The following is a 13,479-nucleotide window of genomic DNA, read 5'->3' as shown; positions in this document are numbered from 1 at the left end:
CTTGGAAACGCTGGACAAGCTGGATCGCCAGATCCTGAACGCGCTGCAAACCGACGGCCGCGCCACCTACGAGCAGATCGCCGAGCAGGTGGGCCTGTCGGCCAGCGCCGTGCTGCGGCGTGTCAAGCGGCTGGAGGACAGCGGTGTGATCGACCGCTACGTGGCGCTCGTCAAGCCCGAATCCGTGGGCCTAGCGCTGACGGCCTATCTCAACGTGCGGCTGGAGAAGCTGGCCGAGACACACAAGCGCAACCCCATGGACCTGTTCCGCGCCAGCGTCGTCACCTGGCCCGAGGTCGTGGAATGCGAGGCCCTGACGGGCGACATGGACTACCTGCTGCGCGTGGTGGTGCGCGACATGGCGCACTACCGCAGCTTCGTGATGGGCACCCTGCTCAAGCACCCCAGCGTGCAGGACTGCAAGACCAGCTTCGTGCTGGACCGCGTCAAGGCCACCACCGCCCTGCCGCTGTAGCCAGTCTCAGTGGTCGGCGCGCAGCTGCGCCGCGTTGCGCACCAGGCCACGCGGCATGTCGGTGCGCAGCACCTCCAGGCCGGTGCGCGCATGCTCCTCCCGGTCCAGCAGGCCGGAGAACATGAAGCTCACGTCGCTCATGCGCTGGCGCGCCAGCAGCAGGCCCTCGTGGTCCGCAAGCGCTGCCATCCAATCGCCACGCAAGACCCACAGGGCCTCCGGATCGGCGGCCGATTTGATGCGGACGGCAAGGCTCGCCCGCTGCTCCGCATTGGCCACGGTCGCGAGCTGGGCCAGCATCAGGCGCCGGATCTCCTCCAGCCGGCCGTCCCGTCGGGACCATGGCCAGCGCAACCAGCCCTGGCGTATAGCACGCTGCGCGGAATCCGAGCGATCACCGGAAGCACTGCCGAGAGTCGTCAAAAACACGGGGGGTTCTCCTGCTGCGGGACCAACTTCATGTGCCGCAGTATCCAAACGGCTGGTTACAGCCAGATTGCAGCCCGCACCAAGCTTTGTTTCGTTTGTTGCGTGGTGCCAATTGACCTTCAGTCTGGGCAGAAATCCGTGCGGTACTGCCTGCGACGAAGACGCGTTGGTCGTATATTGCTGCAATGCAGCATAACACCCAAACCCCTGTACCGTCCGCGGTTGACGGCATCGCGCGCGCCCATGGGCGCGACGGGGCCGACAAACGCCGCACCACCCCGGTCATCGTGCCGATCCGCTCCCTGGGCCCGGAGCACCGGGAACGCATTTCCCGCCACCTGATGGCCTTGAGCCCGCACGACCGCTACCTGCGCTTCGGCTACGCAGCCGCCGACGAGCATGTGCGTCGCTATGTCGACAGCCTGGATTTCACGCGCGATGAGATCTTCGGCATCTACAACCGCCGGCTCGAACTGATCGCCATGGCGCACCTGGCCTTCTCCATCGATCCCTCGCTGACCTCGTGCGCGGAGTTCGGCGTGTCGGTGTCCGAGCATGTGCGCGGGCGCGGCTACGGCGCACGCCTGTTCGAGCGCGCCGTCATGCATGCCCGCAACGAGGGCGTGCAAAGCCTGTTCATCCACGCGCTCAGCGAGAACACGGCCATGCTCAAGATCGCGCGCAACGCTGGCGCCACGGTCGAGCGCGACGGCTCCGAGTCCGAGGCCTTCCTGCGCCTGCCGGCCGCCACGCTGGACTCGCGCGTGAACGAACTCGTGCAGCAGCACCTGGGCCTCACGGACTACCACCTCAAGGCCCAGGCCCACCAGTTCCGCGGCTTCCTGCAAGGCCTACAGGAAGTGCGCCAGGGTGTGCAGGGCGCGCGCCAAAAGTCCGGCCGCTGAGCGCTGCCGGCGCATGCCGGGCTGGGTGCCCCGGCGGCGATCCGCTATCCTTGCGGTTCCCCCACAGCCGCACGCCGTGCACCCCCGTCAGTGTCAGACCCCTATCCTGGGCGCTCCGCGCCCGGTAGCCTCGAGCGCGAAGACAAGCGCAGCTTCCTGCAACGCCTGGCCGAATTCATCCATCCCGGCCCGGATTCGCGGGCGGAATTGATCGAAACACTCAACGACGCGGAGCAGAACGACATCATCGGGCCCGACGCCCGCGTGATGCTCGAAGGTGTGATCCGCATGGCCGACCAGACGGCCGGCGACGTGATGGTGGCGGCCACGCGCATGGACTGCCTGGACATCGACGCGCCTTACGAGCAGTTGCTGAACCAGGTCATCAACACGGCGCACTCGCGTTTCCCCGTCTACGAGGGCGAGCGCGAGAACATCATCGGCATCCTGCTCGCCAAGGACCTGCTCAAGTTGCAGCGGGCTCCCGAACTGAACCTGCGCGCGCTGCTGCGCCCGGCCGTGTTCGTGCCCGAGAGCAAGGGCCTGAACGACCTGCTGCGCGAGTTCCGCGGCAACCGCAACCACCTGGCCGTGGTCATCGACGAGTTCGGCCGCGTGGCCGGCCTCATCACGATCGAGGACGTGCTCGAGCAGATCGTCGGCGAGATCGAGGACGAGTTCGACATCGTGGAAGACCATGGCGACATCTTCGGCCTGGCCGACCGCACCTACCGCGTGAGCGGCGACACGCCCGTCGAGCGCGTCGAAGAAGCCTTCGCGGTCACGCTGCAGACCGGCCCGGAAGATGACCGCTTCGACACCATCGGCGGCCTGATCGCGCACGAGGTCGGCCACGTGCCGCGCCGCGGCGAGAGCCACGACCTGGCCGGCCTGCGCTTCCTGGTGCTGCACACCAAGGGCGGCGCGGTGCGCTGGTTCAAGGTGTTTCCCGCGACCGAAGCCGGCGACTCCGCCCCATGAATTTGCGCGCCCTGCCAGGCGCCTGGGTGGCCATGGCGGGTGCGCTGCTGGCCGGCGGGGCCCATGCCTTGTCCATCTCCGCGCCCTGGGACGGCCAGCCTCAGTGGTGGCTGCAGCTGTTCGCGCTCGAGGTGCTGGTTCGCCTCGTCGACAGCGCGCCCAGCACGCGCGCCGCGGCGTTGCGCGGCTTCCTGTTCGCGCTGGCCTGGCTGGGCGGCACCTTCTGGTGGCTGTTCATCTCGCTGCATGTCTACGGCGGGCTGCCGGCCGTGCTCGCGGTGTTGTCGGTGGCGGCACTGGCCGCTTTGCTCGCGCTGTACTACGCGCTGGCCGCCGGCATCGTGCGCCACTGCAACATCCGCGACCCGCTCGGCCGCGCGCTGCTGTGGGCCGCGCTCTGGACGCTGGCCGAGCTCGCGCGTGGCCTGCTGTTCACGGGCTTCCCCTGGGGCGCGGCGGGCTATGCGCACGTGGATGGTCCGCTGGCCGCCTTCGCGCCCTGGGTCGGCGTCTACGGCATCACGGCCATCGCCGCGCTGGCGGCCGCGCTGCTGGCCTCGGTCGCTGCCTCGGCACAGGGCCGCCTGCCGGCTGCGCTGGCGCTGGTGGCCGTGGTCGCGCTGTCCTTCGGACTGGGCCGCCTCCAGCCGGCGGCTGAGAGCGCCGTGATCGCCGAGCCGCTGCGCGTGAGCCTGTTGCAAGGCAACATCCCGCAGGACGTGAAGTTCGAGCCCGGCATCGGCATCGAGCAGTCGCTGCAGTGGTACGGCCAGCAGCTCAACCTGGCCTCGGCGCCACTGGTGGTCGCACCCGAAACCGCGCTGCCGCTGCTGCCCGAGCAGTTGCCCATCGGCTACTGGCAGGCGCTGCAGGCCCGCTTCGCGGCGGGCGGGCAGACCGCGCTGATCGGCATGCCCATGGGCGACATGCGCAGCGGCTACATCAACGCGGCGGTAGGCTTCACCCCGGGCCGCACGGCCCACTACGAATACGCGAAGCACCACCTGGTGCCCTTCGGCGAGTTCATTCCGCCGTTCTTTCGCTGGTTCACCGAGATGATGAACATCCCGCTCGGCGATTTCCGCCGCGGCGATGTGGGCCAGGCTTCCATGGTGCTGGGGGCGCAGCGGCTCGCGCCCAACATCTGCTATGAGGACTTGTTCGGCGAGGAACTCGCGGCGCGCTTCGTCGACCCGGCCAGGGCGCCCACCATCTTCGTGAACATGAGCAACATCGCCTGGTTCGGCGACAGCATTGCCATCGACCAGCACCTGGCGATCTCGCGCATGCGCGCGCTGGAGTTCCGCCGGCCGATGCTGCGCGCCACCAACACCGGGGCCACCGCCATCATCGACGCGCAAGGCAGGGTCACGCACGCGCTGCCGCGGCTCACGCGCGAGGTGCTGACCGGCGAGGTCTATGGCCGCACCGACATCACACCGTTCGCCTGGTGGGCCGGGCGCTTCGGCCTGTCGCCGTTGTGGGGCCTGGCGCTGGCTGTCGTGGCGCTGGCGCTGTGGCGCAGGCCGCGCCCGTAGAATCTGCGGTTTGCGCGCCCACGGCGCGCCGCTTTCGACCACATTGCCGGCCTGCGGCCCGGCTCCGCATCGATGCTGTCATTCCAACAAATCATCCTCAAGCTGCAGACGTACTGGGCCGAGCAAGGCTGCGCACTGCTCCAGCCCTACGACATGGAAGTGGGCGCAGGCACCTCGCACACCGCCACCTTCCTGCGCGCGCTCGGCCCCGAGCCCTGGAAGGCCGCCTACGTGCAGCCCAGCCGCCGCCCCAAGGACGGCCGCTACGGCGAGAACCCCAACCGCCTGCAGCACTACTACCAGTACCAGGTGGTGCTCAAGCCCGCGCCCAGCAACATCCTGGAGCTGTACCTGGGCTCGCTCCAGGCACTGGGCTTCGACCTCAGGAAAAACGACATCCGTTTCGTCGAGGACGACTGGGAGAACCCCACGCTGGGCGCCTGGGGCCTGGGCTGGGAGGTCTGGCTCAACGGCATGGAGGTGACGCAGTTCACCTACTTCCAGCAGGTCGGCGGCATCGACTGCAAGCCCATCACGGGCGAGATCACCTATGGCCTGGAGCGCCTGGCCATGTACCTGCAGGGCGTGGACAACGTCTACAACCTGCAGTGGACAGAAGGCCTCAGTTACGGCGACGTCTACAAGCAGAACGAGGTGGAGCAGTCCACCTACAACTTCGAGCACTCCGACGCCGACTTCCTGTTCACGGCCTTCAATGCGCACGAGAAGCAGGCCAAGCACCTGATGGAGCAGCAGCTCGCGCTGCCGGCCTACGAGCAGGTGCTCAAGGCCGCGCACAGCTTCAACCTGCTGGACGCCCGTGGCGCCATCAGCGTGACCGAACGCGCCGCCTACATCGGCCGCATCCGCAACCTGGCGCGCGCCGTGGCGCAGAGCTACGTGGACAGCCGCGAGCGCCTGGGCTACCCGATGGCACCGCGCGAATGGGTCGCGCAGATTCCTCCGAAGAAGGCGGCCTGAGAACCCTATGACTGCCCAGAACCTTCTCGTTGAACTGTTCGTCGAAGAACTCCCGCCCAAGGCCCTGCGCAAGCTCGGCGATGCCTTCGCCGCCCAGCTGCTGGAGCAACTGCGCGCCCAGGGCCTGGCCGGTGCCGATGCGCAGCTGACCGCCTTCGCCTCGCCGCGCCGCCTGGCCGCCCACATCACGGGAGTGCTCGCGCGCGCGGCCGACAAGCCGCAATCGACCAAGCTCATGCCCGTGGCCGTGGGCCTGACGGCCGATGGCCAGCCCACGCCCGCGCTGCTCAAGCGCCTGGCGACGCTGGGCGCCGACGCTTCGGCCGTGCCGCAACTCAAGCGCGCGCCCGACGGCAAAGCCGAGGCGCTGTTCTTCGACAGCGTGCAGGCCGGTGTGGCCTTGGCCGAGGGCCTGCAGAAGGCGCTGCTCGAAGCCATCGCCAAGCTGCCGATCCCGAAGGTCATGAGCTACCAGCTCGAAGAAGGCTGCGAACTGCCGGGCTGGACCAGCGTGAGCTTCGTGCGCCCGGCCCATGGCCTGGTGGCGCTGCACGGCAGCGAAGTCGTGCCTGTCACGGCCCTGGGCCTGAAGGCAGGCAACAGCACGCAGGGCCACCGCTTCGAGGCCGCGAAATCGCCCGTGGTGCTGGCCCACGCCGACCGCTATGCCGACACCCTGGCCGAAGACGGCTCTGTGATCGCCGGCTTCGACGCGCGCCGCGCCGAGATCGCGCGCCAGCTGGCCGCCGCAGCCGCCCAGGTCGGCGGCGGTGCGCGCCCCATCGAAGACGAGGCCCTGCTCGACGAAGTGACGGCCCTGGTCGAACGCCCCAACGTGCTGGTCTGCGCCTTCGAGCCCGAGTTCCTGGACGTGCCCCAGGAGTGCCTGATCCTCACGATGAAGGCCAACCAGAAGTACTTCCCGCTGCTGGACGCCGAGGGCCGCCTCACCAACCGCTTTCTGGTGGTCAGCAACATCCGTCCCGCAGACGCCAGCGCCGTGACCGGTGGCAACGAGCGCGTGGTGCGCCCGCGCCTGGCCGATGCCAAGTTCTTCTACGACCAGGACCGCAAGAAGACGCTGGCCGCCCGCGTGCCAGGGCTGGACAAGGTGGTCTACCACAACAAGCTGGGCAGCCAGGGCGAGCGCATCGCGCGCGTGCGGGCGATTGCAGCAGCCATCGCGCAGCAACTCGGCGGCGCAGAGCTGGCGGCCCAGGCCGACCAGGCCGCGCAACTGGCCAAGAGCGATCTCGTGACCGACATGGTCGGCGAGTTCCCCGAGCTGCAGGGCACCATGGGTCGCTACTACGCGCTCAACGATGGCCTGCTCCCCTTTGTCGCCGACGCCATCGAAGACCACTACAAGCCGCGCTTCGCGGGCGACGCGCTGCCGCGCAACGACGTGGGCCTGGTGGTCGCACTGGCCGACAAGCTGGAAACGCTGGTCGGCATGTTCGGTATCGGCAACCTGCCCACCGGCGACCGCGACCCGTTCGCGCTGCGCCGCCATGCACTGGGCGTGCTGCGCATGCTGTCCGAGAAGAATCTGCCGCTCGCACCCGAGGCGCTCGTGCGCGCCGCCGTGCCGGCCTTCGGCGACAAGATCCAGGATCCGACCGAGGCGCTGCTGAACTTCCTCGACGAACGCCTGGCCGGCAGCCTGCGCGAGCAGGGCTACAGCGCCCAGGAAGTCGACGCCGTGCTGGCACTGCGTCCCGCGCGCCTGGGCGAGGTTCCCAAGCGCCTGGCGGCCGTGCGCGCCTTCGCCGCCCTGCCAGAGGCTGCGGCCCTGGCCGCCGCCAACAAGCGCGTGTCCAACATCCTCAAGAAGGCCGGCGAGGTCGACGCCCACGTCAGCGAGCTGCTGCTGCAGGAGTCCGCCGAGAAGCAGCTGTACGCCGCGCTGCAGCGCACCGCGCCCGTGGCCGACGCGCAGTTCGAGGCCGGCGACTACACGGCCTCGCTGCAGACCCTGGCCGCGCTGCGCACCCCCGTGGACGCCTTCTTCGACGCCGTGATGGTCAACGCCGAGCAGGCCGACCTGCGCCTGAACCGCCAGGGCCTGCTCAAGGCCCTGCACGCGGCGATGAACCGCGTCGCCGACCTCTCGCGCCTGGCCTAGACCCGCCATGAAACTGGTCATCCTGGACCGCGACGGCACCATCAACGTCGACAGCGATGAGTTCGTCAAGTCGCCCGAGGAATGGGAGCCGCTGCCCGGCGCGCTGGAAGCCATCGCCAGGCTCAACCACGCCGGCTGGCACGTGGTGGTCGCCACCAACCAGTCGGGCCTGGGCCGCGGCCTGTTCGATGTCGTCTCGCTCAACGCCATCCACACCAAGATGCACAAGGCGCTGGCCACGCTGGGCGGCCGCATCGACGCGGTGTTCTACTGCCCGCACACGCCCGACGACCATTGCGCCTGCCGCAAGCCGCAGCCTGGGCTGTTCCAGCAGATCGGCGAACGCCTGGGCGTGGACCTCAGGGATGTGCCCACCGCGGGCGACAGCGCGCGCGACCTGCAGGCCGGCGTGGCGGCCGGCTGCGAACCGCACCTGGTGCTGACCGGCAAGGCCGCCGCCCTGGCCGACCAGGGCACGGCGCCGCCGCTGCCCAGCGACTTTCCCGCCCACACCATCGTGCACCAGGACCTGGCTGCCTTCGCCGAATTCCTGACCGCGCGCGAACTGCTGCAACGCCCCGCCCCCGCACCATGAGCCCCGCCCGGCCGCCCGAAGAGGCTCGCACCGCTACCCGCCAGGGTGAGGTATTCGAATGAGAAACGGTTTGTCCCCCAGCGCCTGGCTGCTGGCCTTCGTGCGCTCGGTGCTGCACCTCGTCTGGATGGTCGTGACCATCGTGCCCTGGGCCACGTTCGCGATCATCGCCTCGGTGTTCGTGAGCCCCACACGCATGTACTGGATCTGCGCCGGCTGGCTCAAGACGGCCGTCAGCGGCGGCCAGTGGATCCTGGGCATCCGCAACCGCATCACGGGCTTCGAGAACCTGCCGCATGGCTCGCTGGACGCCGCCGTGCTGCTGGTCAAGCACCAGTCGACCTGGGAGACGCTGGTGATGCCGGCGATCATGCCGCACCCCCTGGCCTACGTGTTCAAGCGCGAGCTGCTCTACATCCCGTTCTTCGGCTGGTCCATGGCGCGCATGGACATGATCCACATCGACCGCAAGGACGGCTCGCGCGCCTTCGCCAAGGTGGTGCAGCAGGGCCGCCGCCTGCTCAAGCAGGGCAACTGGGTGATCATGTTCCCCGAGGGCACGCGGATCCCGCGCGGTGGCGTGGGCAACTACAAGTCCGGCGGCACGCGCCTGGCGATCGCCTGCGGCGCACCGGTGGTGCCGATCGCCGTCACCTCGGCCAAGTGCTGGCCGCGCAAGGCCTTCGTCAAGCGGCCCGGCATCGTCGACATCTCCATCGGCAAGCCGATTCCCACCGAGGGCCGCAAGGCCGACGAGCTCATGCGCGAGGTGCAGGCCTGGATCGAGGCCGAGATGCACCGGCTCGACCCCGACGCCTATCCAGGACTCAAGTGAAGCCCCTGGTCCAGCTGGCGCTCGACTTCTTCGCGCCGCCCGCCGCGCCCGCCCAGGCGCCCGCGGCGGCGCTGCCGGACCCGGTGGCGGCCGTGCGCTTCTCGCATCCGCAGGCCAACCGCCAGGCCCTGCTCGGCCCGGCCGTGGTGGACTACCTGTTCAAGCGCGCCAAGCGCCGCACCATCGGCTTCGTGGTCGCGGCCGACGGTCTGGTCGTCAGCGCGCCGCGCTGGGTGCCGCTCCCGGAGATCGACACGGCCGTGCGCGACAAGAGCGGCTGGATCCTGCGCAAGCTGGGCGAATCCCAGACGCGCCAGCAGCGCATGGCCGACGCCCGCATCGTCTGGCAGGACGGCGCGGCCCTGCCCTTCCTGGGCCAGCCCATCCGGCTCGAACTCGACCCCAGCCACCGCTTCGCGGGCAGCGGCGGCGCTGCACTGGACGCCGAGCGCGGCGTGCTGCAACTGGCCCTGCCCGGCCATGCCGCGCCCGAGCAGATCCGCGACACCGTGCAGGCCTGGCTCATGCGCCAGGCCAAGCGCCTGTTCACCGAACGGCTGCAGCACTACGCGCCGCAGCTGGGCGTGCAATGGACCAAGCTCACACTGTCCAGTGCCGGCACACGCTGGGGCAGCGCCAGCAGCAGCGGCTCGATCCGGCTGAACTGGCGGCTGGTCCACCTGCGCCTGTCCATCATCGACTATGTGGTCGTGCACGAGCTGAGCCATCTGCGCGTGATGGACCACAGCCCCCGCTTCTGGGACACGGTGGCCTCCATCGTGCCCGACTACGCCGCGCTGCGCGGCCAACTCAAGGACGAGCCCATCCCCCAATGGCCATGACCTCTTTCGCGCGGAGCGCGCGCCCATGACCGAACTCCTGCTGCTGCTGGCCGTGCTGGGCATCGCCGCGCAGGTGCGCAAGACGCGCGAACAGCAGGCCCGCGTGGCCCTGCTCGCGCAGTACCTGCGCCCCTACCAGATCGAACAGCAGATGGAGGCGCTGACCGACGGCTACCTGCGCTGGCTCGGCGAGGCCGACGCGGAGCGCGCGCGCCAGGTGCGCGGCGTGCTGGCCGGCACCGAACAGGCGCTGGCCGGCCAGTTCCAGCGCTTCGCCACCGATGTCGCCACCATGCCCGCGCCGCAGGCCCAGGTCAGCAAGCTGCCGATGTGGATTCCGTGGGCCCAGCAGTTGCTGCCGCGCTACCGGATGTTCGACGTGCGCGAGGCCTTCAAGATCCATGCACGCGGCATCGCCGAGGTGGCGGCCAACAGCGCGGGGTTGAGCGAGAAGACTTTGGCACGCCGCATGATGGCCGAGCTGCTGCTCATGCAGCACACCTGCCACTGGTTCTGCCGCTCCAAGGCCGTGGCCGACGCACGCCTGGTGCTGCGCCACCAGACCGCCTGGCAGCAGGCGCTGGACACGGCCTCGCCGCAGACCGCCCACGACTACCGCGAACTGCTGGGGCTGCCCCCGGCCTGATCCTCAGCGGCGCGCGCCGGCCGCCTGCACCGCGGTGGCCGCCTGCCGCACGCCACGCGCGCCCTGCACCACGAGTTGCAGCCGGCGCTGCAGCCAGGGCAGCAGCGGCGCCTGCGGATCGGGCCAACCCAGGCCCGGATCGGCCAGGCCGCCCACGCCGGCTTCCACGGTGCCGGCCAGCACCCCTGCCACCTCGGCCTGCGCCGCCACAAGCGCCTGGCGCGCCGAGGGCTCGTCGAGCCGCTCGCGCCTTCGCTCCAGCATGGTGCGCACGGCCGACAGCTGCGCCAGCAGCACATGGCAGCGCGTGAGCAGCGTGGCCATGGCCGGCACCGGCAGCTGCACGCGCGTGGGCTCTGCGTGGCTGCGCTGGGCACTGGCGGCGATCGAGCCGATCGCCTCGTAGAACTCGCGCCGCGCCAGCCGCAGCGCCAGGTCGGACTGGCCAGCCTCGGGCCAGCGCAGCGCCTCGGCCGCGAGCACACGCGCGGCCTCCTGCACGCGCGCGACCAGCCGCGCGAGGCTGCGCCGCTCCCAGGCGGGCAGCACGTAGCAAAAGCCCCAGGCCAGCAGCGCGCCCAGCAGCGTATCGGCCAGGCGCTCGCCGATGGCGTAGCCGCCGGCCGGGTGTGCCATGTGGGCCTGCAGCAGCGCCATCATGGTGGCCGCCGTGGCCGTGACCAGGTAGCGCACATTGACGAAGGCGTGGGCCACGCCCACGGCCAGCAGGAAGGCCACGCCCGACAGCCAGGTCTGCCCCAGCCAGGCGAACAGCAGCACCAGCAGGCAGCCCAGCGCGGTGCCGGCCACGCGCGCATCGCGCCGGGCCAGGGTCTGGTCCAGGTTGCCGCGCAGCACCACGGCCACGCTGAGCACCAGCCAGTGCGGGTGCGAAGCCCAGGGCAGCGCCAGCGCCAGGAAGTAGGCCGTGCCCAGCGCCGCGGCGCTGCGCAAGGCCTGGCGCAGGATCGGCGAGGACAGCCGCCGGTGCGGTGCCAGCGCGGCCAGCGGCCAGCCTTCGGGCGAGACGAAGAACTGCAGTTCGGCCGCGCTCAGCGGCGTGGGCTGGGCCTGGCCGCGCCAGGTCTGCAGCATGCGCGCGAGATCGTCGGCGATGTGCTGGGCCCGCTCGCCCAGGGCGGCCGCCAGCGCGCTGCGGCGTGGATCGTCGGCAAAGGCGGCCAGCGCCGCCGGCAGGCCCTGGTCGCCGACCGGCGCGGCGGCCATGGGCCGGTCCCACTGCACGGCCTGGGCCAGCCAGCCCAGCGTGTCGGCCGTGGCCGCGATGCGCGCCGCCAGCGCCAGCCGCAGCCGCTCGGCCGCGGCATCGTCGCCGAGCAGGTCCAGGTCGAGTTCGCTGCCCAGCAGCGTGTCGCGCAGCGCGATGGCGTGCAGCAGGATCGCGATCTGGCGCTGCGCGCCGCTCGCCTCGGTGGCCGGGAACAGCAGGTCGCGCGCGGGCTGCAGGCGCTCGTCCAGCGCCACCTGCCGCTGCATCCAGTCCTGCAAGGGCAGCGCGCCAGAGATCTCGCGCGGGCCGGCCGACAGCATGGCGGCGCGTGAGCGCAGCAGCGCGGCCGTGCCCTCGACCACGGCCGCCAGCGCCAGCGCGCGGTAGCGCGGCTGCAGCCAGCGCGAAGCCATGAGCGCCCAGCCCAGGTAGACCAGGCTGCCGAAGGTCGTCCACAGTGCGTGCTCGACCTGGACCTGCCAGGAGCCCGGCGCCGGCCCGGCCATGGTGAACACGATGGCCAGCACCGGCACGAAGGAGATCGGCCCGGCGCGCGGGCCCCAGGCCAGCAGCATGCTCGAACCGAAGGCCAGCACGGCGACCAGCCCGCCCAGCACCACGGCATGGCCGCGCAAGGCCGTGACCAGCACGCTGGAGACCAGGCCCACGGCCGCAGCCATCGCCACGCGCCGCCAGGTGCGGTGCGGCGGGTTCGGCGTGTCGGCCAGGCTGGCGTAGATGGCGCCGCCCGAAGCCAGCAGCGAGGCCGGAAGGCCGCCCAGCGCGCCAGCCAGCAACTGCACGAGCAGCACGCCCAGCGCCGTGCCGATGCCGTTCAGGCCGTAGGCGGGCAGTTGCACCAGCCAGCGGCGGATGGCTTCGAAGGGGGAAGTCAACGCGGGTCCTCCATGGGGCCGGCGATCTTAGACGCCGCGGGTGCCACATAGCTTGCCCATTCGGCTTCGGGCGCCCGCATGGCCTCGGCCAGGTAGCCCACCATGGAGGCGATGCGCACCGACACGGCCGACTGCTGGTGGTAGACCGCGTGCACGGGCCGCGGCCTGTGCAGCGTGGCCTGCGGCAGCACCTCCACGAGCCGGCCCTGCGCGATGTCGCGCGCGGTCATGAAGTCGCTGAGGTAAGTGATGCCCATGCCCGCGATCGCCATCTGGCGCAGTGTCTCGCCGCTGGACGACAGCAGCGTGGGCTGGATGCGCGCGGGGCGGCCATCGGCGTACTGCACGGGCCACAGGTTCAGCGCCTCGGGCTGGCTGAAACCCAGCAGTTCGTGCGCACGCAGCGCTTCGGCGTCGGCCGGCGTGCCGCGGCGGGCCAGGTAGTCCGGGCTGGCCACGAGCCGGTTGCGCACCTGGCCCAGCAAGCGGCTGTGCAGCGTCGAGTCCTTGAGCTCGCCGATGCGGATGGCCAGGTCCACGCGGCGCTCCAGCAGGTCGATGAAGCCCTCGTTGCTGTTGAGCACCAGGTCCACGCCCGGGTGCAGCGCGCGGTAGCCCGGCAGCAGCGGCACCAGCACGTGCAGCACGAAGGGCGAGGCCGCATCGATGTGCAGCGGGCCCGCCAGCCGGCCGCGCCGCTCCATGAGCCGGTCTTCGGCCACGCGCACCGACTCCAGGATCTGGCGCGCGTCGTGCACGAAGTTGCAGCCCTCGTCGGTCAGGTCCAGCCGCCGCGTGGTCCGGCGCAGCAAGGTGGTCTGCAGCTTGTCTTCGAGCCGCGCCAGCAGCCGGCTCGTGGTGGAGACGGGCTGGCCCAGGTGCTCGGCCGCGGCGGTCAGCGAGCCCGTGTCCACGACGGTCAGGAACACGGTGACTTCTTCGAGTGTCAGCTTCATTTTCCCAATCACAGCAAAAGTATTTTCGAAATTCTGCCGTTTAC

General features: G+C 70.4%; 13 protein-coding genes. 10 read left to right on the top strand and 3 right to left on the bottom strand.

What is annotated here, in order from left to right:
• The first annotated feature begins 1 nt into the window (after position 1).
• The gene (locus ACSQ4M_RS11805; protein ID WP_056663203.1) at positions 2 to 475 is read left to right on the top strand and encodes an Lrp/AsnC family transcriptional regulator; all 474 of its coding nucleotides are present in this window, start codon (positions 2 to 4) and stop codon (positions 473 to 475) included.
• 6 nt (positions 476 to 481) lie between these two features.
• On the opposite strand, the gene ACSQ4M_RS11800 is transcribed toward ACSQ4M_RS11805, so the two are convergent.
• Positions 482 to 904: a hypothetical protein gene (locus ACSQ4M_RS11800; RefSeq protein ID WP_436189718.1), complete on the bottom strand. Its 423-nt coding sequence runs from the start codon at positions 902 to 904 to the stop codon at positions 482 to 484.
• A gap of 185 nt (positions 905 to 1,089) precedes the next feature.
• Between ACSQ4M_RS11800 and ACSQ4M_RS11795 the strand changes: the two genes are divergently transcribed.
• The 9 genes from ACSQ4M_RS11795 to ACSQ4M_RS11755 all read left to right on the top strand — a co-directional run bounded on the left by ACSQ4M_RS11795 (position 1,090) and on the right by ACSQ4M_RS11755 (position 10,352).
• A complete protein-coding gene (locus ACSQ4M_RS11795; RefSeq protein ID WP_436189717.1) occupies positions 1,090 to 1,809 on the top strand; it encodes a GNAT family N-acetyltransferase in 720 nt (239 codons plus the stop codon).
• A 90-nt stretch (positions 1,810 to 1,899) separates the two neighbouring features.
• Entirely contained in the window at positions 1,900 to 2,790 is an 891-nt protein-coding gene (locus tag ACSQ4M_RS11790) for an HlyC/CorC family transporter (protein WP_436189716.1), read from the top strand.
• Positions 2,787 to 4,328: an apolipoprotein N-acyltransferase gene (gene lnt, locus ACSQ4M_RS11785; RefSeq protein WP_436189715.1), complete on the top strand. Its 1,542-nt coding sequence runs from the start codon at positions 2,787 to 2,789 to the stop codon at positions 4,326 to 4,328. Before ACSQ4M_RS11790 ends, lnt begins: the two co-directional genes overlap by 4 nt.
• A 72-nt stretch (positions 4,329 to 4,400) precedes the next feature.
• Positions 4,401 to 5,309: a glycine--tRNA ligase subunit alpha gene (glyQ, locus tag ACSQ4M_RS11780; protein ID WP_436189714.1), complete on the top strand. Its 909-nt coding sequence runs from the start codon at positions 4,401 to 4,403 to the stop codon at positions 5,307 to 5,309.
• Positions 5,310 to 5,316: 7 nt separating this feature from the next.
• Entirely contained in the window at positions 5,317 to 7,434 is a 2,118-nt protein-coding gene (gene glyS, locus ACSQ4M_RS11775; RefSeq protein ID WP_436189713.1) for a glycine--tRNA ligase subunit beta, read from the top strand.
• A gap of 7 nt (positions 7,435 to 7,441) precedes the next feature.
• Entirely contained in the window at positions 7,442 to 8,029 is a 588-nt protein-coding gene (gene gmhB, locus ACSQ4M_RS11770; RefSeq protein ID WP_436189712.1) for a D-glycero-beta-D-manno-heptose 1,7-bisphosphate 7-phosphatase, read from the top strand.
• A gap of 91 nt (positions 8,030 to 8,120) precedes the next feature.
• The gene (locus ACSQ4M_RS11765; RefSeq protein ID WP_436193997.1) at positions 8,121 to 8,864 is read left to right on the top strand and encodes a lysophospholipid acyltransferase family protein; all 744 of its coding nucleotides are present in this window, start codon (positions 8,121 to 8,123) and stop codon (positions 8,862 to 8,864) included.
• Positions 8,861 to 9,706: a M48 family metallopeptidase gene (locus ACSQ4M_RS11760; protein ID WP_436189711.1), complete on the top strand. Its 846-nt coding sequence runs from the start codon at positions 8,861 to 8,863 to the stop codon at positions 9,704 to 9,706. The genes ACSQ4M_RS11765 and ACSQ4M_RS11760 overlap by 4 nt, the downstream gene beginning before the upstream one ends.
• A 25-nt stretch (positions 9,707 to 9,731) precedes the next feature.
• Entirely contained in the window at positions 9,732 to 10,352 is a 621-nt protein-coding gene (locus tag ACSQ4M_RS11755; protein WP_436189710.1) for a hypothetical protein, read from the top strand.
• 3 nt (positions 10,353 to 10,355) lie between these two features.
• Here the strand turns inward: ACSQ4M_RS11755 and ACSQ4M_RS11750 are convergent, their stop codons facing one another.
• Together ACSQ4M_RS11750 and ACSQ4M_RS11745 are read right to left on the bottom strand one after the other, a co-directional pair.
• A complete protein-coding gene (locus ACSQ4M_RS11750; protein ID WP_436189709.1) occupies positions 10,356 to 12,479 on the bottom strand; it encodes an FUSC family protein in 2,124 nt (707 codons plus the stop codon).
• Positions 12,476 to 13,435, bottom strand: coding sequence for a LysR substrate-binding domain-containing protein (locus ACSQ4M_RS11745; RefSeq protein ID WP_436189708.1), 960 nt, complete (start codon positions 13,433 to 13,435; stop codon positions 12,476 to 12,478). The genes ACSQ4M_RS11750 and ACSQ4M_RS11745 overlap by 4 nt, the downstream gene beginning before the upstream one ends.
• Positions 13,436 to 13,479 lie beyond the last annotated feature (44 nt).

The organism is Pseudorhodoferax sp. LjRoot39, assembly GCF_964253035.1.
Taxonomy (GTDB): domain Bacteria; phylum Pseudomonadota; class Gammaproteobacteria; order Burkholderiales; family Burkholderiaceae_C; genus Pseudorhodoferax.
The sequence above is the reverse complement of the archived record's forward strand: the minus strand, read 5'-3'. Positions and strand labels throughout refer to the sequence as shown.

Bases quoted from the DNA above. Each gene is read 5' to 3' on its own strand.
- ACSQ4M_RS11795 (WP_436189717.1), top strand. From the start codon at position 1,090: ATGCAGCATAACACCCAAACCCCTGTACCGTCCGCGGTTGACGGCATC.
- lnt (WP_436189715.1), top strand. From the start codon at position 2,787: ATGAATTTGCGCGCCCTGCCAGGCGCCTGGGTGGCCATGGCGGGTGCG.
- glyQ (WP_436189714.1), top strand. From the start codon at position 4,401: ATGCTGTCATTCCAACAAATCATCCTCAAGCTGCAGACGTACTGGGCC.
- glyS (WP_436189713.1), top strand. From the start codon at position 5,317: ATGACTGCCCAGAACCTTCTCGTTGAACTGTTCGTCGAAGAACTCCCG.
- gmhB (WP_436189712.1), top strand. From the start codon at position 7,442: ATGAAACTGGTCATCCTGGACCGCGACGGCACCATCAACGTCGACAGC.
- ACSQ4M_RS11755 (WP_436189710.1), top strand. From the start codon at position 9,732: ATGACCGAACTCCTGCTGCTGCTGGCCGTGCTGGGCATCGCCGCGCAG.
- ACSQ4M_RS11745 (WP_436189708.1), bottom strand. From the start codon at position 13,435: ATGAAGCTGACACTCGAAGAAGTCACCGTGTTCCTGACCGTCGTGGAC.